This is a genomic window from Algibacter sp. YIN40 (assembly GCF_057219435.1).
In genome coordinates this window covers 1439962-1465281 of sequence record NZ_JBXVVC010000001.1, presented here as the reverse complement: position 1 = coordinate 1465281, position 25320 = coordinate 1439962, and the positions used below count along the sequence as shown (strand labels likewise).

Genomic DNA, 25320 nt, shown 5'->3' with positions numbered 1-25320 from the left:
GTTCGTTTTAAAATACCATTCCCTCTCACCGTGAAATAATCACAACGACACTAATAGAAACGATATTTAAAATTTGTTTTTGCACCATAACCCCACAAATATTTACAATTAATTTTAAACCACCTATTCTTTTTTGAAAAAAAGAGAAATAGGCGTTCATATCCTTTTATTTTTTTACTTTTGCATGATTAATAATAAGAGGAAAGATTTGACTGATTGCAACCTCTGTGTTTTTCGTTTACGAGAAGCAGATCCTGAAATAAATTCATGATTTAAAAATGCTAAAGGCAGTGTAAACTTCCTGAGACGCTCTCGTCAAATCTCAAAAAAATAAATTAAAATGGCCTATTTATTTACTTCGGAAAGTGTTTCTGAAGGACACCCAGATAAAGTAGCAGATCAAATTAGTGATGCACTAATAGATAATTTTTTAGCATTCGACACAGATGCTAAGGTGGCATGTGAAACGCTTGTTACAACAGGACAAGTTGTACTTGCTGGAGAGGTAAAATCGAATACCTATTTAGATGTTCAAAAAATTGCGAGAGATACTATAAATAAAATTGGTTATACTAAAGGAGAATACATGTTCGATGGTAATTCTTGCGGTGTATTTTCTGCAATTCACGAGCAGTCTGAAGATATTAATCAAGGTGTAGATCGTGGTAGCAAGGAACAACAAGGCGCTGGAGATCAAGGTATGATGTTTGGCTATGCAACCAACGAAACCGAGAACTACATGCCTTTGGCATTAGATTTATCGCATAAAATTTTAAGAGAATTAGCCACATTGCGTCGAGAAAATAAGGAAATCACTTATTTACGCCCAGATTCTAAAAGTCAGGTAACTATTGAATACAGTGACGATAACCTTCCGCAACGCATCGATGCTATTGTAGTTTCTACACAGCATGATGATTTTGCAGATGATGATACCATGCTTGCAAAAATTAGAAAAGATATTGTCGATATTTTAATCCCAAGAGTGGTTGCTAATCTACCTGAAAATATTCAAAAGTTGTTTAATGATGACATCACATATCATATTAACCCAACTGGAAAGTTTGTTATTGGTGGACCACATGGAGATACAGGACTTACAGGACGTAAAATTATTGTAGATACTTACGGTGGAAAGGGTGCGCATGGTGGTGGTGCTTTTTCTGGAAAGGACCCGAGTAAAGTAGATAGAAGTGCTGCTTATGCAACACGACATATAGCAAAAAACTTAGTAGCTGCAGGTGTTGCAGATGAAATTCTTGTACAAGTAAGTTACGCTATTGGCGTCGTAGAACCAATGGGAATATTTGTAGATACTTACGGCACTTGTCCTTTTAACATGACCGACGGCGAAATAGCCGAGAAAGTTTCTAAGATTTTTGATATGCGCCCTTTTGCTATTGAAGACCGTTTAAAACTACGCTCACCAATATATAGCGAAACTGCTGCTTATGGACATATGGGACGCAGCAACCGTGTTGTTTCGAAAACTTTTAGCCAACCAAATGGTGAAAGTAAAACGCTTGATGTAGAATTATTTACATGGGAGAAGTTGGATTATGTAGAAAAGGTAAAAGCGGCTTTTAGCTTATAACAATAAATACTTATTCTTAAAACCCTCTGAAACTTAGTGTTTCAGAGGGTTTTTTGTTTTTTTATTTAATTAGGCTAGGAAATTCTCTAAATAACTTGTTATATAAGCAGATGACTGCTTAAAGCAGTCATCGCCCAAATTTTTAACCTACAAATATTTATTCTTATGAAAACAAAATTACTTCTTTTGATTTGTTTAATTGGACCAACAATATCTTGTAACAAAGATAATTTGCCAAACGGTGAGCAAAACAACAACGATACGCCATCAAATTTCCATGAAAATTTTGGCATTGAAATTACAAGAGAGTTTATTGGTAATGTTATCGATGTTAACAATAATGCCATCGAGAATGTTTTTATTTCAATTGGAAATGAGACCGTACAAACCGATGAAAACGGTGTTTTTATTCTTAAAAATGCCGATGTAAACGAACGATTTGCCTTTATAAAAGCTGAAAAAGCTGGTTATATTCATGGCTCACGTTCGGTAATACCAACAAATGGTGTTAACAAAGTTACCATCATGCTTTTAGAAGAAACTGTTGCAGGCACTACAAGTAGTGGTACTACAGAAACCATTTCAATAGGTAATGGTGCTTCTGTTAGTTTAGAAGGTGACTACATTAAAGAAGACGGCACGCCATACTCTGGTAGCTTAGACGTGATTATTCATCATTTAGATGCCACCGATGAAAATGTTGAATTAATGATGCCTGGTATGTTATATGCAGAAAATGGAGATAACCAAGAACGTATGCTTCAAACCTTAGGTATGTTGGCAGTAGAATTACGCGGAACTGGTAGTGAAGATTTAAATATAGCTGAAGGAAGTTCGGCTGAAATTAAAATTCCTGTAGATGCTAGTATATTATCTATGGCACCAAGCACAATTCCGCTATGGTATTTTGATGAAGATAAAGGCTACTGGATTGAAGAAGGCGAAGCCACTTTGGTTGGGAACTACTATATAGGAACTGTAGCTCATTTTTCTTTCTGGAACTGCGATATCCCAGCAGAAGCCATCAACTTATGTATTAGAGTTATAAATGAAAATGAAACGGCCTTTGCCAATACAAGGGTTAATGTAACTAGCAATACCTACGGAACGCGTAGTGGCTACACCAACGAATTAGGTGAAGTTTGCGGTTTAGTGCCAAGTGGTGAAACACTAGAAATTACTGTTTATGACTTCGCTATTTGTGGTTCAAACATAATTTATACAGCTACTATCGGACCATTTAATGCTGATGACAGTTTATTAGTGGTTGTGAGTGAAACGTCTGATATTATTAATGAAACCATCACAGGTGTTTTTACAGATTGTAATGAAAACCCAATTACTAATGGTTATGTAGTATTAACTTATGGCGATCAACAATTCTTCGATACGGTAGAAGAAGGCGTATTCGAAATTAATATGTTGCGTTGTGGCTCAGCAGATAATTTCTCGATAGAAGCCATAGATACGGACAATCTGCAAACTACTGGAGAAATAAATTACACGTTTAGTACGCCAGAAACCAATCTGGGTAAATTAATGTCGTGTAATAGTATTACCGAATTTATACAATATAATATTGATGGTGATACAGGTGAGAATGCCTTATTGGCTGCAAACATTCAAGCTACTTTTGGCGATACCGCTAATGGAACAAGTGGCAATAGTCTCAATATTTCTGGACAAAGAGATGCTAGTGGTAATAATACGTGTTTCTATTTATTTGGTAATTTAAATGATGCGCCTCATACAGGAACCTATGATAACCTAGATTTCCAAACACCAGATGATACTGGTATTTTTATTGGCGAATGTATTAGTATGTCTCAAGAGAATAACAACATTACCTATAATGTTACGGCTTTAGGTGAGGTTGGGGAGTACATTGATATTAATTTTAACGGTAGTTATGAAGATTACAATGGTAATGCACATACTATAACAGGTGTTATTCATGTTTTTAGAGATTAATTTTATTGAAAAAGAAAGGTTAAAAGGCCACTTCACTAAGTGGTCTTTTTTATTTGTGATATTTGGCATTATCTTTAGTCTAAAATAAACTAATTCTATAAGTGTCAATAAAATTTCTCAAGCCAAATTATTTGACTAAAAAATTATAATATTCACTAATATCCAATAACAACAATTAATACTGGTTACAAATTTATATTATAAATCTAATTAATGCCTTCTTAACCAGCCAAAATGTTTAGCAATAACAGCTTGTTTATTTTCGTTAACATGATCTATTAAACTTTTGGCAATGGTGGACATATTTTTAGAACTGAGCCAAATTAAATTCCAATTGGTTACCATGGGAAGTCCTTTTACTGGTATAATTTGCAAATCCCCAATGGCAACAGCATTTTTTATCCCTATTAATGGCATTATTGAAAAACCTAACCCAGAAATCACAGCTTGCTTTAAAGCTTCATTCGATGTCAACTCCATTTTCTTATAAGTAGATACTTTTTTCGAATCAATAAATTTTTCCATGGCAAGTCGTGTAGCCGAGCCTTGTTCTCTATATATAAGTGGTAATTTTTGAAACTCCGATTTAGATAAATATTCACCTTTCATTTTATAATCCTTTCCTCCCACCATGAATAATTGATTTTTCATTAGCTCTATTCTATTTATTTTAAGTTTTTTTGGTATGGTAGAAACCAAAGCAAAATCGACCTCGTTATTTTCCAGAGCTTTTATTACCGACGCTTTATTTGTTACGTCCATTGCAAGATCAACACCTCGATGTTCATTAATAAAGTCTGAAATAAAATATGGCATTACATATTTAGCAGTAGAAACAATAGCTATTTTTAATTTTCCAGCCAATTCACCTTGATACGACAAGGCCTTATAATCAATTTGTTTGACTTCTTCCATTATTTTTTTTGCGGCTTCTGCTACTTCTTCACCAAATTTGGTAATATATATACGCCTACCAACCACTTCAAATAGTGGGATTTTAAATTGTTCTTGAAAATTTTTTAATTGAATTGAAACAGCAGGTTGCGTCAGATATAAGGCTTCAGAGGCCTTAGTAACACTCTGTAATTCGACAATTTTTAAAAAGACCTCTAGTTGATGTAAAGTATAATTCATAAATATAATTTATGTTTTTCATAATAAATATAAATAAAAATATATCAACAAAAGTATTAAACTTTGCAAAAAAATAAATCCAATGAAAAAAGCATTTTACACCAGTTTAAAAAAGTTGCAAGAAAAGCCAAGAATTTTTAATGATGCCATTTTGATTTCTACTTACCTCATTTTTATAATTCTATCAATAAAAAGCAACAACCTTTTTTTAAAAGAATTGACTGTATGTGGATTAACAATAGGTTTCATAATCCTTAGCAACCAAACTAAACGGAAAAACTAAAGAATTTTAAATGGATTTACATTTACTTATAGACAACTTAACTAATCCTGCATTATTGTTCTTCTTTTTGGGCGTCATTGCAGTGCAGCTAAAAAGTGACTTGCATATCCCAGAAAATTCTTCAAAATTCATATCTCTTTACTTGTTACTTGCCATTGGTTTTAAAGGTGGACAAGAATTGGCGCATAGTGAATTTGACATGGAGATTCTTTGGTCTTTATTGTTTGGTATTTTCTTAGCAGTAGCTGTTCCGGTATATGGATATTTCATACTAAGACGCAAGTTTAGCATTGAAAATGCTGGTGCGATAGCTGCTGCCTACGGATCTGTAAGTGCTGTAACTTTTGTTACCGCTATTTCATTTTTAGAAATAGAGCAAATTGCCTTTAGTGGGCACATGGTAGCTGTAATGGCTTTAATGGAAGCTCCTTCAATTATGGTAGGCTTACTCTTAATTATGCTTTTTAAAGGTGGTAATGGTAAATCAGAAATTCCAATGAAAACAGTTATTCAACATGCTTTGTTTAATGGAAGTGTCTTATTGATTCTTGGGAGTTTGGCGATAGGTTTTCTAGCCAGTGAAGCTCAAGCAGAAGGTATTAAGCCATTTACTACAGATATTTTTAAAGGATTCCTAGCAGTATTCTTATTAGATATGGGAATTACAAGTGGTAAAAAACTTAATGAATTTATTAAAAAAGGACGATTTGCTTTAACATTTGCCATAATTATACCAATTATCAATGGTGTTATAGTTGCAGTTGCAAGTGGTCTTTTTATAAGCGAAGTAGGTAATCGTCTATTATTTGCTATACTAGGAGCAAGTGCGTCTTATATTGCGGTTCCCGCTGCCATGAAAATCGCAGTTCCAAAAGCCAGCCCTAGTTTGTACATACCAATGGCTTTAGCTATTACATTCCCGTTTAATATTACTCTGGGTATGCCACTTTACTTGTTTATCATTCAAAATACTTTATAAAATTTTTAACTTAAAAAAATCACATTATGGAAACACAATCGATTTCAACCAAAGAAATTAATTTAGATCAAGAAATTAAACTTATTGATGGTCACTTTACACCATCTGAAGCAGGAGATATAATCAACTCGGTTTTGGATGTAAAAATTAACTTTCACAAGTTACAGAGATTATCTCGCACTGAAGGTAACGCAAATGATACTTGCGAATATGACAACAGTAGAATCATTGAGCTCATCGATGCGAAGCATGATGCTAAAGATTATTTTAAAGATGCCCGTTTAAAAGGAAAGAAATTAAGAATAGAAAGTATCATTACAATTCAAGTAGAAGATTAAAATAGTTAGTTTGAGTTAGTCAAAAACCCGTTAACCTTGAGAGTCAAGATTGACGGGTTTTTATTTCTTAAACCAATTTATTGCATCTTCTATTCCCTTTTCTATAGGGTTAATAGTTAGTCTTAATTCCTCTAGAGCTTTTCTATTTGAATAATAGTTGTTTATTGAAACAGCCTTCATATTAACAGTCGACAAATTGGTTCTTACTCCAAAATACCTAAGTGTATCTCCTATTCTACCAAAAAATAATAGCACTATTCTTGGGAGTTTTACAATTATGAACGTTCTTTTACACAGCACTCGAAGTCTCTTAAAAAACTTAGTGTAACTTAAATTCTCGTTGCCTATGATATAAGACGCTCCGTTTACAGCATTATCTAAAACACTTATAATTCCATTAGCCACATCCTCTACACAAACAAAATTTTTACCTCCTGGAGGGCAAAAAACAATTCGATTCTTTAATCCCATTAAAACAATTCTTCCGCTACTTGGCTTTGTGTCATACGCTCCAATCATAAATGTTGGATTAACGGTCACCACTTCAATTTGACTTTCCTTAGTTTTCAAATAACGACTTGCTTCTAACTTACTTAAAGCATAGAAGGACTCTGAAAACGGATATCTCATTTTAGAGCTTTCATTTGCCGAAACCCCGCTTTTTCCATGACCAAAGACGTTAGAGGTGCTTACATAAATAAATTTTGAGACACTTTGTTCTATTGCTATATCTACAAGATGCTTAACACTTTTAATGTTTAAATCGTAATAATCTGAATATTGCAAAAGGTTTTGATTAGTTATAGCTGCACAATGAATTATAGTATCGACATCTCCAAGCACCTGGAATATACCATTAACATCAGGCAAATTACCTTCTAATAATGTAAGATTTGCATTAACTATCCCCTTGTAAGAAGACTTTTTTCTTAAATACCCATAAACTTTATAGCCTTTTCTCAAAAGCTCGTTTATAACGTTGGTCCCTAATAAGCCATTAGCTCCAGTAACTAAAACAGTCATTATTTTAAGCTCATTTGGATAAAACAATATTGAATTTTTGAAATGAGACCTTATTAAATAGCATTACTTGTAAGTTTATTTTTGATTCCTACCGGAAGTATTGAATCTAAAAACATAAAAACTTTATTCATAAAACCAGGGATAATGACCTCTTTACCTCGAAAAAAATCTTGTAGAGTTTCTTTAGCAGCGTCCTCTGGATTAAGAATTGATTTTCTAGATATCCATCCTAATCTTCTATTTTGTATGCATAACCTCGCTGTGGTATTCATCCCTCCAGGACAAACAATAGAAACAGAAATCCCATATTTCTTGAGTTCTTTTCTTAAGCTTTTTGAAAAAGACAACAAATAAGCCTTGGTACCACTGTATACTTGTTTTTTTGGCAAATGAAAAAAACTCGCCATACTGCTTACATTCAATATTCCTGATGGGGTATAGGCCTTAAAGTCATCGATGAATAGTTTTGTTAATAAAGTTGGAGTTGAGACATTAATATTTATCTGGGTTAAAAAATAATCCGCGTTCATATCTTCAAATAAACCATTACTTAACATGCCTGCATTGTTTATTAGATATTTAATTGAGGCCCCTCTCCTTTTGACTTCCTGATATAAATGTATGCAATTTTCTTTTGAACTTAAATCCATTTCAAAAAACAACACATCAATTCCAAAATTGTTTGTTAAAAATTCACTCAACACTTCTAATCCAGAATTTGGAAGCGCTACTAAAACCAAATTCATGTTTTTTTTTGCGCATTCCAAAGCAAGTGCTCTTCCGAATCCTTTGCTTGCTCCAGTTATTAAAGTATAAGTTTTCATGCTGCAAATTTTAAGTAATTTATAGTTGTTAAAAGACCTCTATTTAAGGGTGTAACCTGATAATCTAAATCTTTAATCGCCTTTCGTGATGATGAAATTCTATTTACAAAGAGGGAGTCTAAAACTTTTGTGGTAATTCCTGATGGCATTCCAAAAAATCTCTTAGTTATGTTAATGATAGCAAAGCCAGTTTTTATAATGCCGTAGTTAACCTTAACAATTTTTATCTTACTTTTTGTAATATTTTTAATGACTTCAAAAAGGGTCTCATAACTTATATTATCACCCCCAATAATATATTTCCCGTTACTTATCTCTTTTTTCATTGCTAGTATATGAGCATCGACAACATCATCAATAAAAACATAATTTGTTGTGACATTTAGTTTTGCTGGTACGATCAAAAAATCATTATTCGCAATTTTGGAAATTAGTGTGTTGACACCACTTGTAAAAGTCTTTAACCCTGGACCATATACTCGTGTAACATTTAAAATGGCACAAGGCAATCCTTTTTTGATATATGAGAAAACCAACTCTTCCGAAACCCCTTTTGTTAACTCATAATCATTTGAATAGGATATTAATCGCGGTTGATCTTCGGTAATTGCAATGCTTTTATATGAAGGCCCATGAACAGCAAGTGTACTAGTATAAATAACCTTTTTAATATGATGTTTTTGAGAAGCTTTCAAAATGTTCTCTGTTCCCTTAACATTGGCACTATAGAAGTTATTTATATTTTTACATTTTAAGTTGGTATAAGCTGCCGTATGAAATACATAATCACAGCCTACAATGCTCTTTTCTATGGAATCATAATTACATATATCACCTTTTACAGGAATAATATTTACATGTTTTGGAATATTCTCTGAATTCAAATTCCTTACTAGAGCAATCACTTTATAATTTTGATTTGCCAATTTTTTTGCTAATTGATGGCCAACATAACCTGTGGCTCCTGTTACAAATACTTTCATGATATAATTTTGTTTTTAAGTGTTAAATAATAAAACATCGAAATTTCATAAACAGATGATAGTGCGAGATGAATTAAAAAAGCATACCAAACACTGTTTGTATAATATGTGAATAAGCATAGAACAATTCCAAAAGGTATAGCTCCAATAATTTCTTTTTTTGAATCAAAAATGTGAATTAATACGTAAAAGGTTGTACTATAAAAAATAGCCAAAAAAAGGCTTGTTTCGTTAAGAAACTTGAATAAAAGAACACCTCTGAAAAAGAATTCATAACATAATAGAAATGTAAATCTTATAATGAAATACATCCAGGCGTTTGAAAAACTATAATGGCTTATATGGACTTTATGAATCTCTTCTCTTTTTTGGATACTTAAATAAGAGACGAAAGCAGAAAGAAACAATATCAAGAAGAATGCTATTAAAACAACTAATTTTGCTATTTCAATAGTTTCTATAAGAACCCTAAATTCTGGCATCATTATATAACTAAATACTCCAAAAAGGACGATACCTAAAAGATGTTTTAAATTTAATAGACGTAATCCATTGGCAGATATTAATGCCTTATGTAAATTTTGAATTCCCAACTTATTAAACACAAAACTCACTATAAAATAGGTGGAAAATATAATTCCTATAAGAGTCCATATAATCTCTGAATTATTCATATTACTACTGGAATTAGAGTTACATTAAATAGTTTGTTTACAGCATCAATTTTGACGCATTGCCCATTTTTATAATGAAACACATTATATGCTCCATTGGAAAATTCTACTTTATATCTGCTATCGCCTAATGGTGTTATTTTTGACATAGTCCCTAAGTTGTCACAAAAAACATAGCCAGCTCCATTAGGTTCTTCAAAATATAAGGTGATAAGATTCTGTTTGATACGGTTAAAACCTAAGGCTGTTGAATTACCTGTAGATTGAAGTTTGTATTGCCCATTATCTAAAACAATCTTATTATCTGTTTTTGTCTTTTTATTAAGAGTTCTGAATATGGAAGAATAGACCAATACGCCATCTTTATAGACTGACTTTTCTTTAGCAACTACATTAAATTTTAATAAAAACTTGACTTTTATATGACTTTCGGATAAATAAATAACAGAATCATCAATAACTCTTTTATTGATTTCAATTGTACCTATTAGTACATTATTTTTAATAACATGATAGGTAATAACTTTACTATTGACCTTAGCAAAGGAGAATGAAATTAATACTGCTAGAATGAATAAAAAAGTTTTTACCTTCAATACAGCCGTTTTTAACTCTTCCTTAATACTCAATATAACAGTATTACTTTTGATCTTTTTAAAGAGATATAAAATAAGGATAGGTAACATAACTAATAGTTTTATAATTAATTCTTTCAATCATAAAACTATTAAGTTTAAAATGTTTTAATGTCCAAGATATTCTTATTTATGAAAATCAGGATGTCCAACGATAATATTGGATTCTAATAATTCTAAATTTAAGAATTAATACTAAATTTAATTACATATCTATGAAGTCACAATGATATATATCAGAAGAATCTTAATTTCTGTAGGATGTTGGTGTCTCTGAAGTGAATTTTTTAAAGGCAGAATAAAAGGTAGATTTAGAATTGAAACCACATTCTAAACCAATAGCTACAATGGTATATTCATTAAATTCATTACTGGACAAAAACTTTTTAGCTTGTTCTACCCTAAGCGAATTAATAAAATCTGAAAAGTTATAGGTACTATAAGAATTTATCAGTTTTGAGAAATAACTTTTGCTCATCCCAAGGTCGCTGGCCAAAGTCTCCATGCTTAGCAAAGGATCCAAATAAAGTTTATTTCCAATAACATGATTTTTCACGTTTTCAAAGTCATTTTGATGTTTTTCATTAAAGAAATCATCAGATTTTGTGGATGGCTTCTCATAATTATTTGGCGTAATTAAAACACTATTCGTTTCAATAGAACTTCTTAAATAAATACGATCCCTTACCACATTATATTTATAGAATCCTTGATATCCTATCCAATAGAGCAGTATTGACGAACTAAATCGTAAAAATAAGTACACAAACTCATCACCTGTTAAACTTTTAACTATCACAGCAACTGCCCATAAAAGCATGACCAAACCACCAAAGCGAATAAACCATTTTATCCAATTTAAGTCATCATAAGCTAAAATATATTGCAATAAGTGGTGTTTTCGGAATATAAGAATACACGAATTCGCAAAAAACAAAATACCGTATACCAAGTTGAAGATATCTTCAAAAGTCGTGTAATTTTCTATTATTGATATGTCCCTATTAGGAACTTGATAATAAACATGAGAAATTAAACACAGCCTTATAATTATTTCAACAATAAAAAGCACAATTGTAAACCTAACAAAGTCATTTACACGATCCTGAACTTTAATAAAGTGAATTGTAAATGCATAAAACATTGGCGCAATAAACAAATACCAAGGAATCATCAAATTTTCCAACAGAAACAAATCAGACGAATAATCATTATCTATAAGCCACCTTTGAAGATTGTTTAATGAAATAAATAAGACAGTTAAGTTTAAAAAGATAATGGTTTTATCGAATCTCTTTTTAACAAAAATGGTTACAAGGTTAAATCCGAAACCTTGTAAAACCCCAGCCATTAATAAAAAGTCAATAATGGAAACGAAGTCCATAATTAAGTCAACTTAAAAAATTAAAATAAGTTTCTTACAATTTAAAAGAGCTATTCGAATTTGGGAAAGTTAATTATCCTTCATATCGTAAGATTTTTATGTCTAAAACGAAGATAACAAAAAAGGGTGGTATTTTTAATAGAATGTTATACACTGCTTTTAAGTTGCACTTAACATTGAAATAAGACAAAAAGAATGGACGAGTTTACTAAAGTTTAACAAAAGTATTCCGAATCACTTATGAGGCTACTCGAAAATTAAAATTCTGAGTTTCTGATGACAACATTTTTTGTTCCAATTGTTGCTTATAGGATTTTTTAATTACAACATAATATAGATAGTTATCAATAATGCTTAATACAAGATTTTTAAATGGATTACTTTTTATATTTCTAACAGTTCTCATTGCGATCAATTTAAAGTATTATTATTTCTTTAATCTTGTTAACATTCAGCAATAGTTTTTTAAGCTCTCCTTTGATATTTTCCATTCCAAAGAATTTTCCTGAATCGATTATAATATGTTCAAGCTTTATAAGCTTATTATCATAAGTTAAAATTTCAACAGATTTGAGATTAGCGATAGCCTTACTTAGTAATTCACATTTAGCCTTATATTCCCTTACCATAGAAATACTAGGAACAGACCAAAACAATATTAAGGGAGAATTTGTTGTAATATTAGCTTTCATGGCTAGATTATTAAAAGATTATAGTACAAACTTACTTTGTATTAATTGATAATCATTTGACTAAATTGTTTAAAAAACAATTTAATTTTCTTATTTTTCACAAAACCACCCACTTTCCTACTTGGAATTTTTGAAAAAATGCAAAATCAGTTCATTAAACTCTTAAAAGAGAAATCAAAAGACAATACGTCTTTTGTAGATGAAATGGCAGATGTATTAGATATTGGTTACGATGCCGCTTATAGACGTATAAATTTAAAAACGAATTTATCACTTGAAGAAAGTGTAAAACTTGCAAAACATTATAATATTTCACTAAATAAACTATTTGAAGTTGGTAACCAAAACTCTATTATAGCGGAATTGTCCCCAACTATTCATGATACGGATGGACTAGAATCATGGTTAAAACAATCTTACAACAACACCTACCCTTTAACGAAGCTTAAAGGTGCTTCAATTATTTACTCAGCTAAAGACGTCCCTGTTTTTCACACCCTAACAGATTCTTATTTAACAAGATATAAAATGTATGTCTGGTTGAAAGATTTGAATATTGACATGGCCAAAAGCAAAATTTCTTTTGATGATTGGATAAGTACTATTCCTGAATCCCTTTTAAAAAGCGCTTTTCAATTAGGTGAAATATATAAAAATATTGATATAACAGAGTTATGGAGCGATAACACAATTAATGGCACTTTGCAGCAAGTACTTTACTATTTTGAAGCTGGATTAGTATCTAAAGACTTGGCTTTACTTATTTGTGATGACATACATGAGGTAATAAAACACATTGAGGAACAAACAATTAACCAAAGCATTGAAAGTCATGGTAGTAGTAATAAATTTTTACTATACAAATGTGATTTACATATGTTGACTAACACACCTATGATTATAACCCCATTTGGCAAAGTATTTTTCACACCATTTACAGTATTAAATTATTTTAAAATTGAAAATCAGAATACATGCGAAATGATGTATGAATTTTTGCAAAAACAAATGTCTAACTCAAAACTGTTGGCAACCTCAGGTGAAAGAGATAGAACGTTATTTTTTAAAAAAGTACATCAAAAAATTTACATTGCCCAAGAGCGTATAAACATGGAAGATAAAATGTCTTTCCTATAGATAAAGAAATAGTTAGCCACTTCGCGCGGTCTAAATTGTGACAATTCAAATACTCTAGGGTCTAAAAAAAGAGTGTATAAAAAATTATTTCAAAGTTTTTGTAACATTTTTTGACATTTAAACGTATAACCATAGAATAAGAATTGCAATCCCTCTAAAATAACGATATAATACATGAGACAACTCAAAATTACGAAGCAGGTAACCAATAGAGAAACCGCTTCGTTAGATAAATACCTGCAAGAAATTGGAAAAGTTGACTTAATTACTGCAGACGAAGAAGTAGAATTAGCTCAACGTATTAAAGCTGGTGATCAATTAGCTTTAGAAAAGTTGACAAAAGCTAATTTACGTTTCGTTGTATCGGTAGCTAAGCAATATCAAAACCAAGGTTTAACCCTTCCAGATTTAATTAACGAAGGCAACTTGGGACTAATTAAAGCTGCACAACGTTTTGATGAGACTCGTGGATTTAAGTTTATCTCTTATGCTGTTTGGTGGATTAGACAATCGATTCTTCAAGCGTTAGCTGAGCAATCACGTATTGTACGTTTACCTCTTAATAAAATTGGCTCTATTAACAAGATTAATAAAACATTTGCCTTTTTAGAGCAAAGTCATGAGCGTCCGCCTTCTGCAGAGGAAATTGCAAAAGAATTAGACATGACTATTAACGATGTTAAAGAGTCCATGAAGAATTCTGGACGTCACGTAAGTATGGATGCGCCTTTAGTTGAAGGTGAAGATTCTAACTTATACGATGTATTAAATAGTGGTGAATCACCAAATCCAGATAAAGAATTATTACACGAATCTCTACGTACGGAAATTGAACGTGCCTTAGAAACTTTAACACCTCGTGAAGCAGATGTTATTCGTTTATATTTTGGTTTAGGTAACCAGCACCCAATGACTTTAGAAGAAATTGGAGAAACATTCGACTTAACACGTGAGCGTGTAAGACAAATAAAAGAAAAAGCTATTCGTAGATTAAAACATACGTCTAGAAGTAAAATATTAAAAACATATTTAGGATAGTAATATAATTACGACTAAATTACCACAACAAACAGTTACACATAACTGTTCGTTTTTTGATTGATGAAAGAACCCTCGGCTGATTACCGGGGGTTTATTTTTTCTCCCATCTTCCGTCTTCCCAAAGGGAAGAAACTTCTTTTTTTATCTATATATTTGTAGAAACTTTAACAAAGCATTCTTATAATGAGTTCTAAATTAATAGCACCATCAATGTTAGCAGCCGATTTTGCAAATCTTCAACGGGATATTGAAATGGTGAATGAAAGTGAAGCCGATTGGTTTCACATCGATATAATGGATGGCGTTTTTGTACCTAACATCTCCTTTGGAATGCCTGTTTTACAAGCAATAACAAAGCATGCAAAAAAAACGGTAGATGTACACTTAATGATAGTTGACCCAGATCGATACATAAAAACTTTTGCTCAATTAGGAAGTAATATTCTAACTGTTCATTATGAAGCATGTACACATTTACACAGAACGCTTCAGGCTATAAAGAATGAAGGCATGAAAGCTGGCGTTGCATTGAATCCACATACCAATATCAATGTTTTAGAAGATACGATTAATGATATTGACTTAGTCTGCGTTATGAGTGTAAACCCTGGATTTGGCGGACAAAGTTTTATAGAAAACACCTATAATAAAGTAAAGCAGTTAAAAGAATTAATTACCCGCAAAGGTGCATCAACACTCATTGAAATTGATGGCGGAGTAACTAATAAAAATGCCAAAGAATTAGTTAATGCTGGAGCAGATGTTTTAGTAGCAGGAAGCTACGTTTTTAAAAGTACCAACCAACTAGAAACCACTAAAGATTTAAAAGCTTTAGCAAATTCTTAGTATTGTTTAAGCAAATATTTTATTAAATCTGTTGTAGTTACAATACCTACTAAAGTAGAATCGTCAACCACAGGCAGAGCATGAAACTCTTTTTCAGCTAGAATCTCTGCAACCTCACGTATAGTAGTCTCACTATTAACACATACTAAATCTTTAGCCATTACTTGTTCAATTGAATACATATTATAGACTATAGTTTCAACATCCCGATCATCGTTAGTAGCGTCTGCAAAGCTAATTTTTAGCAAGTCGGTGTAACTCAACATGCCTATAATAGATTCTTCGTTCACAACTGGAATGTGGCGAATGTTATGTTTTTTAAAAAGCATTTCTGCTCTAATTAAATCATCTGTTCTATCTAAAGCTATAATGTCTTTTGACATTATTTCAGAAACTGGAGTTCTATTTCTCATGATCTTATTATTTAAATTGTATCGCAAAATTAGTAACTAAACTCTTAGGAAAATATGATAATAATCAGCCGTCGTTTACTTAAAACATTGCAGTAATTCAATAATGACTAACTAAAACTGTTTTAACAAATACTTTATCAAATCTGTTGTAGTAACAATGCCAACCAATTTATTGTTATCAACTACGGGTAAAGCATGAAACTCTTTAGTTGCAAATATTTCGGCTACTTCTTTTATTGAATTTGATGATGACACAGACACAATCTTCTGAAGCATTACTTGTTCTATAGTAAACATATTATGTATAAAAACATCAGAATCTGTATTTTCTTCTTCGTTTAATTGAGAAAAATTAAGTCGTAATAAATCTGTGTAACTAAGCATCCCAATCACTGCATCTCCACTTACTATAGGAATATGTCTAATATGGCGGTTTTTAAAAAGGTGTTCGGCTGTTTCTAAATTGTCTTCTTTTTTTAATGTAATAACAGGTTCCGTCATTATCATTGAAATTGGTGCTTTGCGTATCATGACTTTCATATATAAGTTTTGTTATCCTTAAAATTATTAAACTAAGTTTTAATAAATTATGATTAAAATCATATTCCATAAATCTAAACAAAATGATATATGTTAATAAATTGTTAAATAAATACAGACTTGTCTGTTTTTTAAGTAATAGTTATATATTTGCCCTATGAAAAAATTAGGTGTTAAAGAAAGACTTGTTCAAACTGCTTCTGAATTGTTTTATTTCCAAGGATTTAATCAAACTGGAATAAACCAAATTATTGAAGAAGCTGGTGTAGCTAAGGCTAGTATGTACCAACATTTTAGATCTAAGGAAGATATAGCAGTAGCTTACTTAATTGGAAGGCATTCTGTGTGGATGGGGCAATTATCAAATTTTGTATCTGTAGAAAAGGACCCTAAAAATAGGATATTAAGATGTTTTGATTATTTGGTTGAATGGCTGACAGATGTGAACTTTAGAGGTTGTGGATGGCAAAATATAATAACTGACTTACCACAAGATCACGACAAAATAAGAAATCAAGCTTTATTACATAAAAATGATGTTCGAACTTGGGTGAAAAATACACTAAAAGAAGTAGAGGAATATAATGATGGTGAAGCCGATACCCTTGGAGATGAAATTGTCATTCTTTTAGAAGGTGCAATTATTCAATCTCAAATTCAAAAAGATGTTTGGCCAATTAAAAGTGGAAAAAACGTGTGTAAAAAAATATTATGTTAAACGAATAAAACATAAGAAAAATATTATTTTTCTTCATTAAAACAAACAGACTTGTCTGTATAAAATTATATAAAATGATAAAATTAACCCCTCCATTTACAATGGCAACGGCAAAATTAAAAGTACAAAGCGCAGAAGATGCTTGGAATAGTAAAAATTATAAAAAAGTATCGCTTGCCTATGCTGTAGACTCTAAGTGGAGAAACCGAGATAAATTCTTTGAAGGTAGAATGGCTATACAGGAATTTTTAAAAGATAAATGGAATAACGAGTTACATTATAAACTTAAAAAGCACTTATGGTCTTTTACAGATAATAGAATATCTGTTCGCTTTGAATATGAATGGCAAGATGCTAATACTGGTCAATGGAAAAGAACACATGGTAACGAGCATTGGGAATTTAATGAAGAAGGATTAATGCAAGTACGAGATATGAGTGCAAACGATATAGACATAAAAAAATCTGAAAGAAAGTTTAAATAAATATTAACTATAAATTATAAAAAAATGAGAACATTAAACAGTAATCGCATTACAAGTACATTAAGGAAATCAAAAATAAGTATTTGGAATAGTAAAAGGAGGCATAGGATTTAGTCTTAAAAAAAAATAAAAATAAATTTTAGAATTATGAAAACATTAAAACCATTATCATTAAAAGAAGCAAACGAAAACGCACAAGCTATTTTTAATAATGTAAAAAATAAAATAGGCATGGTACCAAACCTGTACGCAGCAATGGGAGTTTCAGATAAATTATTAGGAGGTTTCTTATCCTTTACAGAAACACTTAAAAGCGGAGAATTCTCAGCTAAAGAATATGAAGCTATAGCTTTAGCAACATCACAAGCAAACAGGTGTGCTTACTGTTTAGCTGCTCATACAGCAATAGGTAAAATGAATGGATTTACAGAAGAAGAAACCCTTCAATTAAGATCTAATGATATAGAAGATACTAAACTAAATGCTTTAGTAACTTTAGTTAGCGAAGTTGTAAATCTAAAGGGGCATCCTTCTCAAAATACAATTGACAACTTTTTTATTGCTGGATATACAAAAGCTGCTTTTGCTGAATTAATAGGAGCAGTTGCTTTAACAACTATTACAAATAATATATATCACAATGGAGGTTTTGAAATAGATTTTCCAAAAACACAAAACATAGAAAAATTACAAGAAGCATAATTAACAAATTAATCAAACATTAAATACTATATTATGAAAACACAAATTTTAAAATCAGTACTTAGTATCACCTTTTTAGCCCTGCTATCCATTAGTCTATCTTCTTTTGAAAAGTCAAAAACAGACAAAAAGGAAGTTACATTAGAAATGACAAAACAACCAACATTTCACAAAAATGTAAAAGTCAATGGCGTAAACATATTTTATCGTGAAGCTGGAGATGTTAGCAAACCAACCATACTTTTATTGCATGGCTACCCAACATCATCACATATGTTTCGCAATTTAATTACAGACTTGTCTGTACAATATCATGTATTAGCTCCTGATTACCCAGGATTTGGTAGAAGCGATCAACCATTAATTAAAGACTTTGAATACACTTTTGATAATATGTCAAAAATTGTGGAAGGGTTTTTAAAAGAATTAAAAGTTGAAAAATATAGTATCTATTTAATGGATTATGGCGCACCTATTGGTTTTAGAATTGCTGCAAAATATCCTGAAAAACTGGATGCATTAATTATTCAGAATGGAAATGCTTATGATGAAGGTTTAAAAGATTTCTGGATTCCTATCAAAAAATACTGGAATGATTATACTGTTGAAAACGGAAAGCCGCTTGAAGGATTTCATTCACCAGATGGATTAAAATGGCAATACACTCATGGTGTAGGTAATGTATCTAAAATCAGTCCAGATAATTGGAATATTGATTTGCAACATTTAACTCGTGAAGAAAACAATGAAATTCAATTAGCTATGTTTTATGATTATAGAACGAATGTGCCTTTATATCCAGAATGGCAACAGTACTTTAGAGATCATCAGCCACCAACATTAATTGTATGGGGGAAGAACGACTATATTTTTCCAGCAGATGGGGCACATCCATATAAGCGAGATTTAAAAAATTTAGAGTTTCATTTATTAGATACAGGACATTTTGCCTTGGAAGAAAAAGGTGACGAAATTGCTAGTCACATATTAAGTTTTTTACAAAAGAATAACATAGAATAATTGAGAGTTAGTTTGAATTTGTTCGAGTTTTTACTTCATAAATAAAAAGGGTTTCCTTCTCGAACAAATCTTTATCCTTTGATAACAAGTCAATTATATTTTGATAGAACACTTTTGTAATATCAAAAATAATAAAAATTAATAATTATGGAAGCAAATTGTATAAAAGCAACTCAGACACATTATTTAAAATCTGGCGAGGAAAGTTTTGGCAAAATTAAAAGAATTTATAAAAAGCCATTAGAAATCATGGGATATTGGGAATCAATGGCACGAACAAAGTAAAGATTATGAAAACATCAATTACAATTAACAAAAATGCATTTAACTATCGAAAACTTGAAATAGCAAATGCGAGTAAAAGAGTGAGGTGGAACTTTAAAAGACAAAACTCCAGTTTTAATAGAATTTAAAAACACAAAAATATTATGAAAACAATTAATTGGAAAAACGCAATAATAGCAGGAGTTATAGGTACTATACTGTTTGATTTAGTAGGATTATTAATTACCGGAAAGTGGTGGGATATACCAGGTGTATTAGGAACAAAAACGGGATTAGGAATAGCATATGGAATTATAGGACATTATAGTAATGGTATATTATTATCCATTTTGTTTGCTGGTATAGCGCCATCACTTTGGGGACCTAAATGGTTAAGGGCTATCACATTTGTAGTTGGAGAAACTATAGCACTTGTTTGGTTATTTATGCTTCCTTTATTAGGCGCGGGTATTGCAGGAATTGATATGGATCCAATGATGCCAGTAATAACCTTGGTCCGTCATTTAGCCTTTGCAGTTCCGTTAATATTATTACTTAACTATGATATTTTTTCAACATTTAAATCTCTTAAAAATTAACACTTATTAATGGCAGTCTATAGCATGAGAGCGCATTTAAAGTATATGAAAAAATGCATAGAATTAGGAAAAGAAGCAATGCTTAACGGAAATCCACCTGTTGGGTCGATAGTCGTAAAAAATAACACTATTGTAGGCATTGGTAAAGAAGCAGGAAAATCTTCAAAGGACGTAACTAAACATGCCGAAATTGAAGCTATTAAGGATGCTTTATTAAATCATCAATCATTAAGCGAATCTATACTTTATACTACTCATGAGCCTTGTATAATGTGTTCTTACGTTATTAGACATTATAATATTAAAACTATTGTTTTTGGTGTGAAATCTAAATATGTCGGAGGGAAAAATTCTAGTTTTAAGATATTACAAACAAATAGCATTCCAGTATGGAAAAAAGTGCCTGAAATTATTGAAGGCATATTAGAAAATGAATGTTTGGCTCTTTCAAGAAATTATCAATCATTAAATAATTAAAATATCATGGCTAAAAACTTTGCGGAAATAGCATTCACAGAAATGGTAAAAAAACTACAAGAGAAACATGGTAGTCGGAAGAGCTATGAACGTATGGAAAAATTGAGTGTTGTTGATGGATTGACAAATAATGAGAAGTCATTCATTGAGAATCGTGATAGTTTTTATTTGGCGTCAATTGGAGTAAAAGAGTTTCCGTACATACAGCACAGAGGCGGTCCAAAAGGTTTTCTAAAAATATTAGATTCTAAACGATTGGGTTTTATCGATTTTATAGGAAACAAGCAATATGTGTCGGTTGGAAACATAGCAACCAATAATAACGTATCACTCATAATGATAGATTACCCAACAAGAACACGACTCAAGATTTTCGCTAAAGCGGAAATTGTGGAATTAAAAGATAATCCCGAATTATATGATATGCTCGATTTGAAAGATTACAAATTTCGTCCAGAACGAATGATGGTCTTTAATATTGAAGCATACGATTGGAACTGTCCACAACATATAATACCAAGATATACTATTGAAGAAATAAATAAAGCTTTTTTGCCACAAAAAGAATATATATCAAAGTTAGAAGAAGAAATAATAGAACTAAAAGAGATTATTAAATGATGAAACAATCATATAACAGCCAATTACTAGTTACAAAGACTATTAAGTTGAAAAAAAACAACAACTTGATTCGCTTTGCTGAACTAGGGCACAAATCAAAACCGACAGTTTTATTATTACATGGCGTTCCTGAAAACCTACAGGCTTGGTATGCTGTTGCACCAATGCTATCTCATAATTATCATGTCATAGCTTTAGATTGGCCAGGGTTTGGAGGTAGTGAGTCATTTAAGTCAACTGAAGACTATAATTCTCAAAAATTTGCAGACATAGTCATAGATTTTATGGATACAATCAATGTTAAACAACCTATTATTTTGGCTTCAGATATTGCTCTTTTACCAACATTATTAATAGGTCTAGAAAGGCCTGAATTAGTTTCAAAACTAATTGTTATGGATGGTATTCCTTTTCCGAGAAAACAATATTCTTCTTGGGAGTTGAATAGTTTTACAAAAAAAGGATCTATTATAAGTAAAGCTTTAGTTCGATGGTTTCCTAGTATTTCATCTAAAATTGTTTATATTAAAGGGTTTCATAAGGGACATTCTATTCCAAAAGAAGTCCGTAAAGAATTTCTGGATGATGGTAAAAGAGAGCATACAATGGATGCTTTCCTGTCCTATTTTCAAAACTTTCATATCGGACAAACATATTTTGAGCAAGTTGCTCACAAACTAGAAATACCTGTATTGGTTGTATGGGGTAAATATGATCGCTTTATTAATATTAAACTCGCATATGAGATTGTTGAAAAACTCCCTAATTCTCAACTCGAAATAATTGATAAATCAGGCCATTATGTGCATATGGATAAACCTTATGAATTGGTTGAGGTAGTAACCAAATTTATTTCAAATCATAATACTTCAATAAAGTAAAAACAGACAAGATGAAAACATTAATTAAAAGCATAATTATTTTATGCATAACTACATTTAGCTACGGACAAACTCAAGGAATAAAAATTGATGGAGAAATGCGTCAATTCACAATGTACATTCCTTCAACTATCAACAAAGAAAAACCAGCAGCTCTCGTTTTAAATTTTCACGGTTCTGGGATGACCGCTTTAGAACATATGTTTTATACAAAAATGAATTCAAGCGCTAATAAAAATAATTTTATAGTTATCTATCCTCAAGGAATAAAAAAAGACTGGAATGTTGGTTTTGGTATGGACTACGATGAAGGATCTAAAGATGTTGAGTTTATTCGTCAATTAATAGGAAAAATCAAGAAGCATTATAACATAGATTCCAATGCGGTATTTGCTACAGGACTCTCTCGAGGTGGTTTTTTCACACATAGACTAGCTGTTGAACTTCCCGAAGTTTTTGCTGCTATCGCTGCAATTGGTGCTCCTATACCAAATGAAGTTAAAAAAAGACATGCATCCAAGGAAAAAGTAGCAGTTCTATTAGCGCATGGAGATGTTGATGAACATGTTAAGTATAATGGGAAAGAAGGCAAATATAATTCAGTTGAAGAGACAATAATATATTGGAGAAATCATAATAAAAGCAATAAAAAAGTTGTTAAAGAAATGAATCCAATAGAAGACGAAACTTCAGTAAGCATTACAACGTTTAGCGGAAAAAAAGATGTTGTTTTAATAAAAATTGAAAATGGTGGACATACTTGGCCTGGAGCGAATGATTTTAATGTTGGCTTTCCTTTAGGTAAAACAACTCACGATATCGCTTTTAATGATGTTATATGGGAATTTTTTAATTTGAATAGAAAATAAATAAACTAATACATAAAAACACAATCACATGAATTTATTTAATCCTTTTACTTTAGGAAATACAACATTAAAAAACAGGGTCGTAATGGCACCCATGACTCGATGTAGAGCCATAGATAATATTCCAAATAATCTAATGGCAAAGTACTACCAACAACGAGCAAATGCAGGACTAATTATAAGTGAAGGCACATCTCCTTCAGCTAATGGTATTGGGTATCCACGTATACCAGGTGCATACACTGATGAACAAATTATAGGCTGGAAAAAAATTGCAGAATTGGTTCATTCACAAGGGGGGAAAATATTTGTACAGTTAATGCATACTGGTAGAATTACAGCCAAAGTAAATATGCCAAATGGAGCAGTAACATTAGCTCCTTCTAATATTAAAGCAGCTGGTGAGATGTTTACAGATAACAATGGAATGGTTGCTCATGAAACACCAAAAGCCATGACTTTGGAAGAGGTAAAAAGTACTCAAAACGAATTTGTAGTAGCCTCGAATAGACTTGTAAATGAAGCTGATATTGATGGTATTGAACTGCATGCTGCAAATGGGTATTTAATAAATCAATTTATCAACCCAAAATCCAATAAAAGGGAGGACCAATATGGAGGTTCGATTGAAAATAGGGCACGTTTTGTATTAGAAACGGCAAAAAAAGTAGCTGATGAAATTGGGGCTAACAAAGTAGGAATTCGCGTTTCACCCTATGGGGCATACAATGATATGTTATCTGATTACAAAACTTTAGAAGATACTTTCATTTATCTATCTAAAGAACTAGCTAAAATTGAACTAGCTTACATTCACATTGTAGATCAAAGGGTTGCTTTTGGTGCACCAGATTTTATGACTGATATAAAGAAAACAATTAAAGATAATTTTAGAGGAACTATTATTTCTGGTGGTGATGTTGATTCGGTAGAAAAAGCAGAAAATATTTTAGATTCTGGATTAGACCTCGTATATGTAGGAAGACCTTATATATCAAATCCTGACTTTGTAAATAAATTAAAAAGTAGTACTGAATTAATTGCACCTGACATGAATACATTTTATTCTCTAGGTGAAATTGGCTATACAAATTATTAATAATACAGATTTAAAACAAAAATCACATATATGTATATAGGTACTCTCCTATATTGAATTCTTTTATTTAATACCCAGCAAAATCAAAATTAAGCATCTGTTTCACTTTTGCATATACCTCTGGAAACTCATTACGGAAGCTATCTGGTGTTTCAATAAAATTCTCAATAGCCACAGCCAAAAATTCGAATTGATTGGTATAGGCGTAATTTCGGAAGTATTTAGACGCTATTATTTGATTTCTTAAGGTGTCATTATTGTTCAATAAAGCAGAAAGTTCCTTAAATGTATCGCTAAATATAGTGGAGCTAATGTCGCGCTCTTTAATGCTATTTATATGAATAGCATGCGTAAATTCATGAATTCCGAGATTCAAATTATCATCATTCACATCAAACCCTTTTTTAAAATCTTCCCATGAAAGCACTAAAGCCTTTAGCTTTGGATTAAATTCTCCTTTGTGATATGAATCATTAGATTTAGAATAAAACTTCTTGGGATAGACAACAATTTTTGATATTAACCCAATATAAAAATCCCGAAAACCAAAGGTTAGCATAACCGCAGTCGCAGAAATTAAAACACGCATCTCTTCGGTAATTGGAGTACCACCTCTTGCTATAAAATCTTTATCCTTTATAAAAGAAGCGACACGGTGTTCGAAATAAGATTTATGTTTTTCAGACAGTTTTTTATAGAATGGAAAATTGCTTGTTAAAATTGCTTTTTGATGATTATTAAGCTTTCTTAAGAAATAATAGAAATGCACATAAAAAGGTTTCTTTCGTTTTAAAACATAGCCCATTTCTATCATTTTAACCGCAAAATGAACAAACATATAAGCTAATATGGCAAAGAAAATACCCAGTATTACCTTACTACCTAAACTATACTTTTCTAAAATAATTAATAATAACACCTATAAATAACGTATTTTATCTATCCGAAATTACATTAATATAGTCTCATAAAATAATATAATCTGTAAAAATGTTGAAAGTTAGACTAGTTGATTCGTTGAATAGCACAACCACTATATTACTTAGTTCACTACTTCTATAATACCGAATTACATATTAAAATTTTACTAGCTT

The 25320-nt window shown here is 31.2% G+C and carries 29 protein-coding genes; 18 read left to right on the top strand and 11 right to left on the bottom strand.

All coding sequences use genetic code 11. From position 1 onward, the window contains the following. Positions 1 to 340: 340 nt before the first annotated feature. Positions 341 to 1594: a methionine adenosyltransferase gene (metK, locus tag AC2D6V_RS06750; RefSeq protein WP_484647286.1), complete on the top strand. Its 1254-nt coding sequence runs from the start codon at positions 341 to 343 to the stop codon at positions 1592 to 1594. Between the two features lie 165 nt (positions 1595 to 1759). Further along, positions 1760 to 3565, top strand: a complete 1806-nt coding sequence (locus AC2D6V_RS06745) for a hypothetical protein (RefSeq protein WP_484647285.1) — start codon at positions 1760 to 1762, stop codon at positions 3563 to 3565. Positions 3566 to 3775: 210 nt separating this feature from the next. Here the strand turns inward: AC2D6V_RS06745 and AC2D6V_RS06740 are convergent, their stop codons facing one another. Further along, positions 3776 to 4699 carry a LysR substrate-binding domain-containing protein gene (locus AC2D6V_RS06740; RefSeq protein ID WP_484647284.1) on the bottom strand — a complete coding sequence of 308 codons (924 nt, stop codon included), beginning with the start codon at positions 4697 to 4699 and terminating at the stop codon, positions 3776 to 3778. 293 nt (positions 4700 to 4992) lie between these two features. Here AC2D6V_RS06740 and AC2D6V_RS06735 point away from each other — a divergent pair, with 293 nt between their 5' ends. Both AC2D6V_RS06735 and AC2D6V_RS06730 read left to right on the top strand, forming a co-directional pair. Then, complete coding sequence (locus tag AC2D6V_RS06735; protein ID WP_139001817.1) at positions 4993 to 5961, top strand: sodium-dependent bicarbonate transport family permease; 969 nt, start codon at positions 4993 to 4995, stop codon at positions 5959 to 5961. 26 nt (positions 5962 to 5987) lie between these two features. Then, entirely contained in the window at positions 5988 to 6299 is a 312-nt protein-coding gene (locus tag AC2D6V_RS06730) for a hypothetical protein (RefSeq protein ID WP_139001816.1), read from the top strand. A gap of 60 nt (positions 6300 to 6359) precedes the next feature. Here AC2D6V_RS06730 and AC2D6V_RS06725 read toward each other — a convergent pair whose 3' ends face one another. From AC2D6V_RS06725 to AC2D6V_RS06695, 7 genes are all read right to left on the bottom strand, one after another. After that, complete coding sequence (locus tag AC2D6V_RS06725) at positions 6360 to 7322, bottom strand: NAD-dependent epimerase/dehydratase family protein (RefSeq protein ID WP_484647283.1); 963 nt, start codon at positions 7320 to 7322, stop codon at positions 6360 to 6362. A gap of 53 nt (positions 7323 to 7375) precedes the next feature. Continuing rightward, positions 7376 to 8146 carry an SDR family NAD(P)-dependent oxidoreductase gene (locus AC2D6V_RS06720; protein WP_139001814.1) on the bottom strand — a complete coding sequence of 257 codons (771 nt, stop codon included), beginning with the start codon at positions 8144 to 8146 and terminating at the stop codon, positions 7376 to 7378. Beyond that, positions 8143 to 9129, bottom strand: a complete 987-nt coding sequence (locus AC2D6V_RS06715; RefSeq protein WP_139001813.1) for an NAD-dependent epimerase/dehydratase family protein — start codon at positions 9127 to 9129, stop codon at positions 8143 to 8145. Before AC2D6V_RS06715 ends, AC2D6V_RS06720 begins: the two co-directional genes overlap by 4 nt. Next, positions 9126 to 9803: a CPBP family intramembrane glutamic endopeptidase gene (locus AC2D6V_RS06710; protein WP_462923712.1), complete on the bottom strand. Its 678-nt coding sequence runs from the start codon at positions 9801 to 9803 to the stop codon at positions 9126 to 9128. Before AC2D6V_RS06710 ends, AC2D6V_RS06715 begins: the two co-directional genes overlap by 4 nt. After that, positions 9800 to 10489, bottom strand: coding sequence for a DUF6134 family protein (locus tag AC2D6V_RS06705; protein WP_484647282.1), 690 nt, complete (start codon positions 10487 to 10489; stop codon positions 9800 to 9802). Before AC2D6V_RS06705 ends, AC2D6V_RS06710 begins: the two co-directional genes overlap by 4 nt. A gap of 196 nt (positions 10490 to 10685) precedes the next feature. Next, the gene (locus AC2D6V_RS06700; protein WP_139001810.1) at positions 10686 to 11822 is read right to left on the bottom strand and encodes a helix-turn-helix domain-containing protein; all 1137 of its coding nucleotides are present in this window, start codon (positions 11820 to 11822) and stop codon (positions 10686 to 10688) included. 416 nt (positions 11823 to 12238) lie between these two features. Next, the gene (locus AC2D6V_RS06695; RefSeq protein WP_139001809.1) at positions 12239 to 12514 is read right to left on the bottom strand and encodes a hypothetical protein; all 276 of its coding nucleotides are present in this window, start codon (positions 12512 to 12514) and stop codon (positions 12239 to 12241) included. Between the two features lie 138 nt (positions 12515 to 12652). On the opposite strand from AC2D6V_RS06695, the gene AC2D6V_RS06690 reads away from it, so the two are divergent. The 3 genes from AC2D6V_RS06690 (at position 12653) to rpe (ending at position 15538) form a co-directional block, all read left to right on the top strand. Next, entirely contained in the window at positions 12653 to 13651 is a 999-nt protein-coding gene (locus AC2D6V_RS06690) for a hypothetical protein (protein ID WP_139001808.1), read from the top strand. A gap of 174 nt (positions 13652 to 13825) precedes the next feature. Continuing rightward, positions 13826 to 14689 carry a sigma-70 family RNA polymerase sigma factor gene (locus tag AC2D6V_RS06685; protein WP_242085608.1) on the top strand — a complete coding sequence of 288 codons (864 nt, stop codon included), beginning with the start codon at positions 13826 to 13828 and terminating at the stop codon, positions 14687 to 14689. A gap of 186 nt (positions 14690 to 14875) precedes the next feature. Continuing rightward, complete coding sequence (rpe, locus tag AC2D6V_RS06680; RefSeq protein WP_484647281.1) at positions 14876 to 15538, top strand: ribulose-phosphate 3-epimerase; 663 nt, start codon at positions 14876 to 14878, stop codon at positions 15536 to 15538. Here rpe and AC2D6V_RS06675 read toward each other — a convergent pair. Both AC2D6V_RS06675 and AC2D6V_RS06670 read right to left on the bottom strand, forming a co-directional pair. Then, on the bottom strand, positions 15535 to 15951 hold the full coding sequence (locus AC2D6V_RS06675) for a CBS domain-containing protein (protein WP_484647280.1): 417 nt from the start codon (positions 15949 to 15951) through the stop codon (positions 15535 to 15537). The two genes, rpe and AC2D6V_RS06675, sit on opposite strands and share 4 nt — an antisense overlap. 111 nt (positions 15952 to 16062) lie before the next feature. Beyond that, complete coding sequence (locus AC2D6V_RS06670; protein WP_484647523.1) at positions 16063 to 16482, bottom strand: CBS domain-containing protein; 420 nt, start codon at positions 16480 to 16482, stop codon at positions 16063 to 16065. Between the two features lie 166 nt (positions 16483 to 16648). On the opposite strand from AC2D6V_RS06670, the gene AC2D6V_RS06665 reads away from it, so the two are divergent. The 11 genes from AC2D6V_RS06665 to AC2D6V_RS06615 all read left to right on the top strand — a co-directional run bounded on the left by AC2D6V_RS06665 (position 16649) and on the right by AC2D6V_RS06615 (position 24226). Next, on the top strand, positions 16649 to 17209 hold the full coding sequence (locus AC2D6V_RS06665) for a TetR/AcrR family transcriptional regulator (RefSeq protein WP_484647279.1): 561 nt from the start codon (positions 16649 to 16651) through the stop codon (positions 17207 to 17209). Between the two features lie 74 nt (positions 17210 to 17283). Beyond that, a complete protein-coding gene (locus AC2D6V_RS06660) occupies positions 17284 to 17694 on the top strand; it encodes a nuclear transport factor 2 family protein (RefSeq protein ID WP_484647278.1) in 411 nt (136 codons plus the stop codon). Between the two features lie 147 nt (positions 17695 to 17841). After that, positions 17842 to 18396, top strand: coding sequence for a carboxymuconolactone decarboxylase family protein (locus AC2D6V_RS06655; RefSeq protein WP_484647277.1), 555 nt, complete (start codon positions 17842 to 17844; stop codon positions 18394 to 18396). Positions 18397 to 18429: 33 nt separating this feature from the next. Further along, entirely contained in the window at positions 18430 to 19416 is a 987-nt protein-coding gene (locus AC2D6V_RS06650; protein WP_484647276.1) for an alpha/beta fold hydrolase, read from the top strand. Positions 19417 to 19563: 147 nt separating this feature from the next. After that, entirely contained in the window at positions 19564 to 19701 is a 138-nt protein-coding gene (locus tag AC2D6V_RS06645) for a hypothetical protein (RefSeq protein ID WP_484647275.1), read from the top strand. A 143-nt stretch (positions 19702 to 19844) separates the two neighbouring features. After that, a complete protein-coding gene (locus tag AC2D6V_RS06640) occupies positions 19845 to 20279 on the top strand; it encodes a hypothetical protein (protein WP_484647274.1) in 435 nt (144 codons plus the stop codon). A 9-nt stretch (positions 20280 to 20288) separates the two neighbouring features. Next, the gene (locus tag AC2D6V_RS06635) at positions 20289 to 20756 is read left to right on the top strand and encodes a nucleoside deaminase (protein ID WP_484647273.1); all 468 of its coding nucleotides are present in this window, start codon (positions 20289 to 20291) and stop codon (positions 20754 to 20756) included. A gap of 6 nt (positions 20757 to 20762) precedes the next feature. Further along, entirely contained in the window at positions 20763 to 21377 is a 615-nt protein-coding gene (locus AC2D6V_RS06630; protein WP_484647272.1) for a pyridoxamine 5'-phosphate oxidase family protein, read from the top strand. After that, on the top strand, positions 21374 to 22258 hold the full coding sequence (locus tag AC2D6V_RS06625; protein WP_484647271.1) for an alpha/beta fold hydrolase: 885 nt from the start codon (positions 21374 to 21376) through the stop codon (positions 22256 to 22258). The genes AC2D6V_RS06630 and AC2D6V_RS06625 overlap by 4 nt, the downstream gene beginning before the upstream one ends. An 11-nt stretch (positions 22259 to 22269) precedes the next feature. Further along, positions 22270 to 23127 (top strand): extracellular catalytic domain type 1 short-chain-length polyhydroxyalkanoate depolymerase, encoded by an 858-nt coding sequence (locus AC2D6V_RS06620; RefSeq protein WP_484647270.1) that lies wholly within the window; start codon positions 22270 to 22272, stop codon positions 23125 to 23127. 28 nt (positions 23128 to 23155) lie between these two features. Next, on the top strand, positions 23156 to 24226 hold the full coding sequence (locus AC2D6V_RS06615) for an alkene reductase (protein ID WP_484647269.1): 1071 nt from the start codon (positions 23156 to 23158) through the stop codon (positions 24224 to 24226). A 67-nt stretch (positions 24227 to 24293) separates the two neighbouring features. On the opposite strand, the gene AC2D6V_RS06610 is transcribed toward AC2D6V_RS06615, so the two are convergent. Further along, on the bottom strand, positions 24294 to 25145 hold the full coding sequence (locus AC2D6V_RS06610; RefSeq protein WP_484647268.1) for a zinc-dependent peptidase: 852 nt from the start codon (positions 25143 to 25145) through the stop codon (positions 24294 to 24296). Positions 25146 to 25320 lie beyond the last annotated feature (175 nt).

What these genes read in the sequence shown, in the direction of transcription:
- AC2D6V_RS06730 (WP_139001816.1), top strand. Translation starts at nt 5,988, where the DNA reads ATGGAAACACAATCGATTTCAACCAAAGAAATTAATTTAGATCAAGAA.
- AC2D6V_RS06690 (WP_139001808.1), top strand. Translation starts at nt 12,653, where the DNA reads ATGCAAAATCAGTTCATTAAACTCTTAAAAGAGAAATCAAAAGACAAT.
- AC2D6V_RS06655 (WP_484647277.1), top strand. Translation starts at nt 17,842, where the DNA reads ATGAAAACATTAAAACCATTATCATTAAAAGAAGCAAACGAAAACGCA.
- AC2D6V_RS06645 (WP_484647275.1), top strand. Translation starts at nt 19,564, where the DNA reads ATGGAAGCAAATTGTATAAAAGCAACTCAGACACATTATTTAAAATCT.
- AC2D6V_RS06745 (WP_484647285.1), top strand. Translation starts at nt 1,760, where the DNA reads ATGAAAACAAAATTACTTCTTTTGATTTGTTTAATTGGACCAACAATA.
- AC2D6V_RS06725 (WP_484647283.1), bottom strand. Translation starts at nt 7,322, where the DNA reads ATGACTGTTTTAGTTACTGGAGCTAATGGCTTATTAGGGACCAACGTT.
- AC2D6V_RS06705 (WP_484647282.1), bottom strand. Translation starts at nt 10,489, where the DNA reads ATGTTACCTATCCTTATTTTATATCTCTTTAAAAAGATCAAAAGTAAT.
- rpe (WP_484647281.1), top strand. Translation starts at nt 14,876, where the DNA reads ATGAGTTCTAAATTAATAGCACCATCAATGTTAGCAGCCGATTTTGCA.
- AC2D6V_RS06695 (WP_139001809.1), bottom strand. Translation starts at nt 12,514, where the DNA reads ATGAAAGCTAATATTACAACAAATTCTCCCTTAATATTGTTTTGGTCT.
- AC2D6V_RS06625 (WP_484647271.1), top strand. Translation starts at nt 21,374, where the DNA reads ATGATGAAACAATCATATAACAGCCAATTACTAGTTACAAAGACTATT.
- AC2D6V_RS06685 (WP_242085608.1), top strand. Translation starts at nt 13,826, where the DNA reads ATGAGACAACTCAAAATTACGAAGCAGGTAACCAATAGAGAAACCGCT.
- AC2D6V_RS06620 (WP_484647270.1), top strand. Translation starts at nt 22,270, where the DNA reads ATGAAAACATTAATTAAAAGCATAATTATTTTATGCATAACTACATTT.
- metK (WP_484647286.1), top strand. Translation starts at nt 341, where the DNA reads ATGGCCTATTTATTTACTTCGGAAAGTGTTTCTGAAGGACACCCAGAT.
- AC2D6V_RS06720 (WP_139001814.1), bottom strand. Translation starts at nt 8,146, where the DNA reads ATGAAAACTTATACTTTAATAACTGGAGCAAGCAAAGGATTCGGAAGA.
- AC2D6V_RS06615 (WP_484647269.1), top strand. Translation starts at nt 23,156, where the DNA reads ATGAATTTATTTAATCCTTTTACTTTAGGAAATACAACATTAAAAAAC.
- AC2D6V_RS06635 (WP_484647273.1), top strand. Translation starts at nt 20,289, where the DNA reads ATGGCAGTCTATAGCATGAGAGCGCATTTAAAGTATATGAAAAAATGC.
- AC2D6V_RS06675 (WP_484647280.1), bottom strand. Translation starts at nt 15,951, where the DNA reads ATGAGAAATAGAACTCCAGTTTCTGAAATAATGTCAAAAGACATTATA.
- AC2D6V_RS06630 (WP_484647272.1), top strand. Translation starts at nt 20,763, where the DNA reads ATGGCTAAAAACTTTGCGGAAATAGCATTCACAGAAATGGTAAAAAAA.
- AC2D6V_RS06665 (WP_484647279.1), top strand. Translation starts at nt 16,649, where the DNA reads ATGAAAAAATTAGGTGTTAAAGAAAGACTTGTTCAAACTGCTTCTGAA.
- AC2D6V_RS06735 (WP_139001817.1), top strand. Translation starts at nt 4,993, where the DNA reads ATGGATTTACATTTACTTATAGACAACTTAACTAATCCTGCATTATTG.
- AC2D6V_RS06650 (WP_484647276.1), top strand. Translation starts at nt 18,430, where the DNA reads ATGAAAACACAAATTTTAAAATCAGTACTTAGTATCACCTTTTTAGCC.
- AC2D6V_RS06710 (WP_462923712.1), bottom strand. Translation starts at nt 9,803, where the DNA reads ATGAATAATTCAGAGATTATATGGACTCTTATAGGAATTATATTTTCC.
- AC2D6V_RS06670 (WP_484647523.1), bottom strand. Translation starts at nt 16,482, where the DNA reads ATGATACGCAAAGCACCAATTTCAATGATAATGACGGAACCTGTTATT.
- AC2D6V_RS06740 (WP_484647284.1), bottom strand. Translation starts at nt 4,699, where the DNA reads ATGAATTATACTTTACATCAACTAGAGGTCTTTTTAAAAATTGTCGAA.
- AC2D6V_RS06660 (WP_484647278.1), top strand. Translation starts at nt 17,284, where the DNA reads ATGATAAAATTAACCCCTCCATTTACAATGGCAACGGCAAAATTAAAA.
- AC2D6V_RS06700 (WP_139001810.1), bottom strand. Translation starts at nt 11,822, where the DNA reads ATGGACTTCGTTTCCATTATTGACTTTTTATTAATGGCTGGGGTTTTA.
- AC2D6V_RS06640 (WP_484647274.1), top strand. Translation starts at nt 19,845, where the DNA reads ATGAAAACAATTAATTGGAAAAACGCAATAATAGCAGGAGTTATAGGT.
- AC2D6V_RS06715 (WP_139001813.1), bottom strand. Translation starts at nt 9,129, where the DNA reads ATGAAAGTATTTGTAACAGGAGCCACAGGTTATGTTGGCCATCAATTA.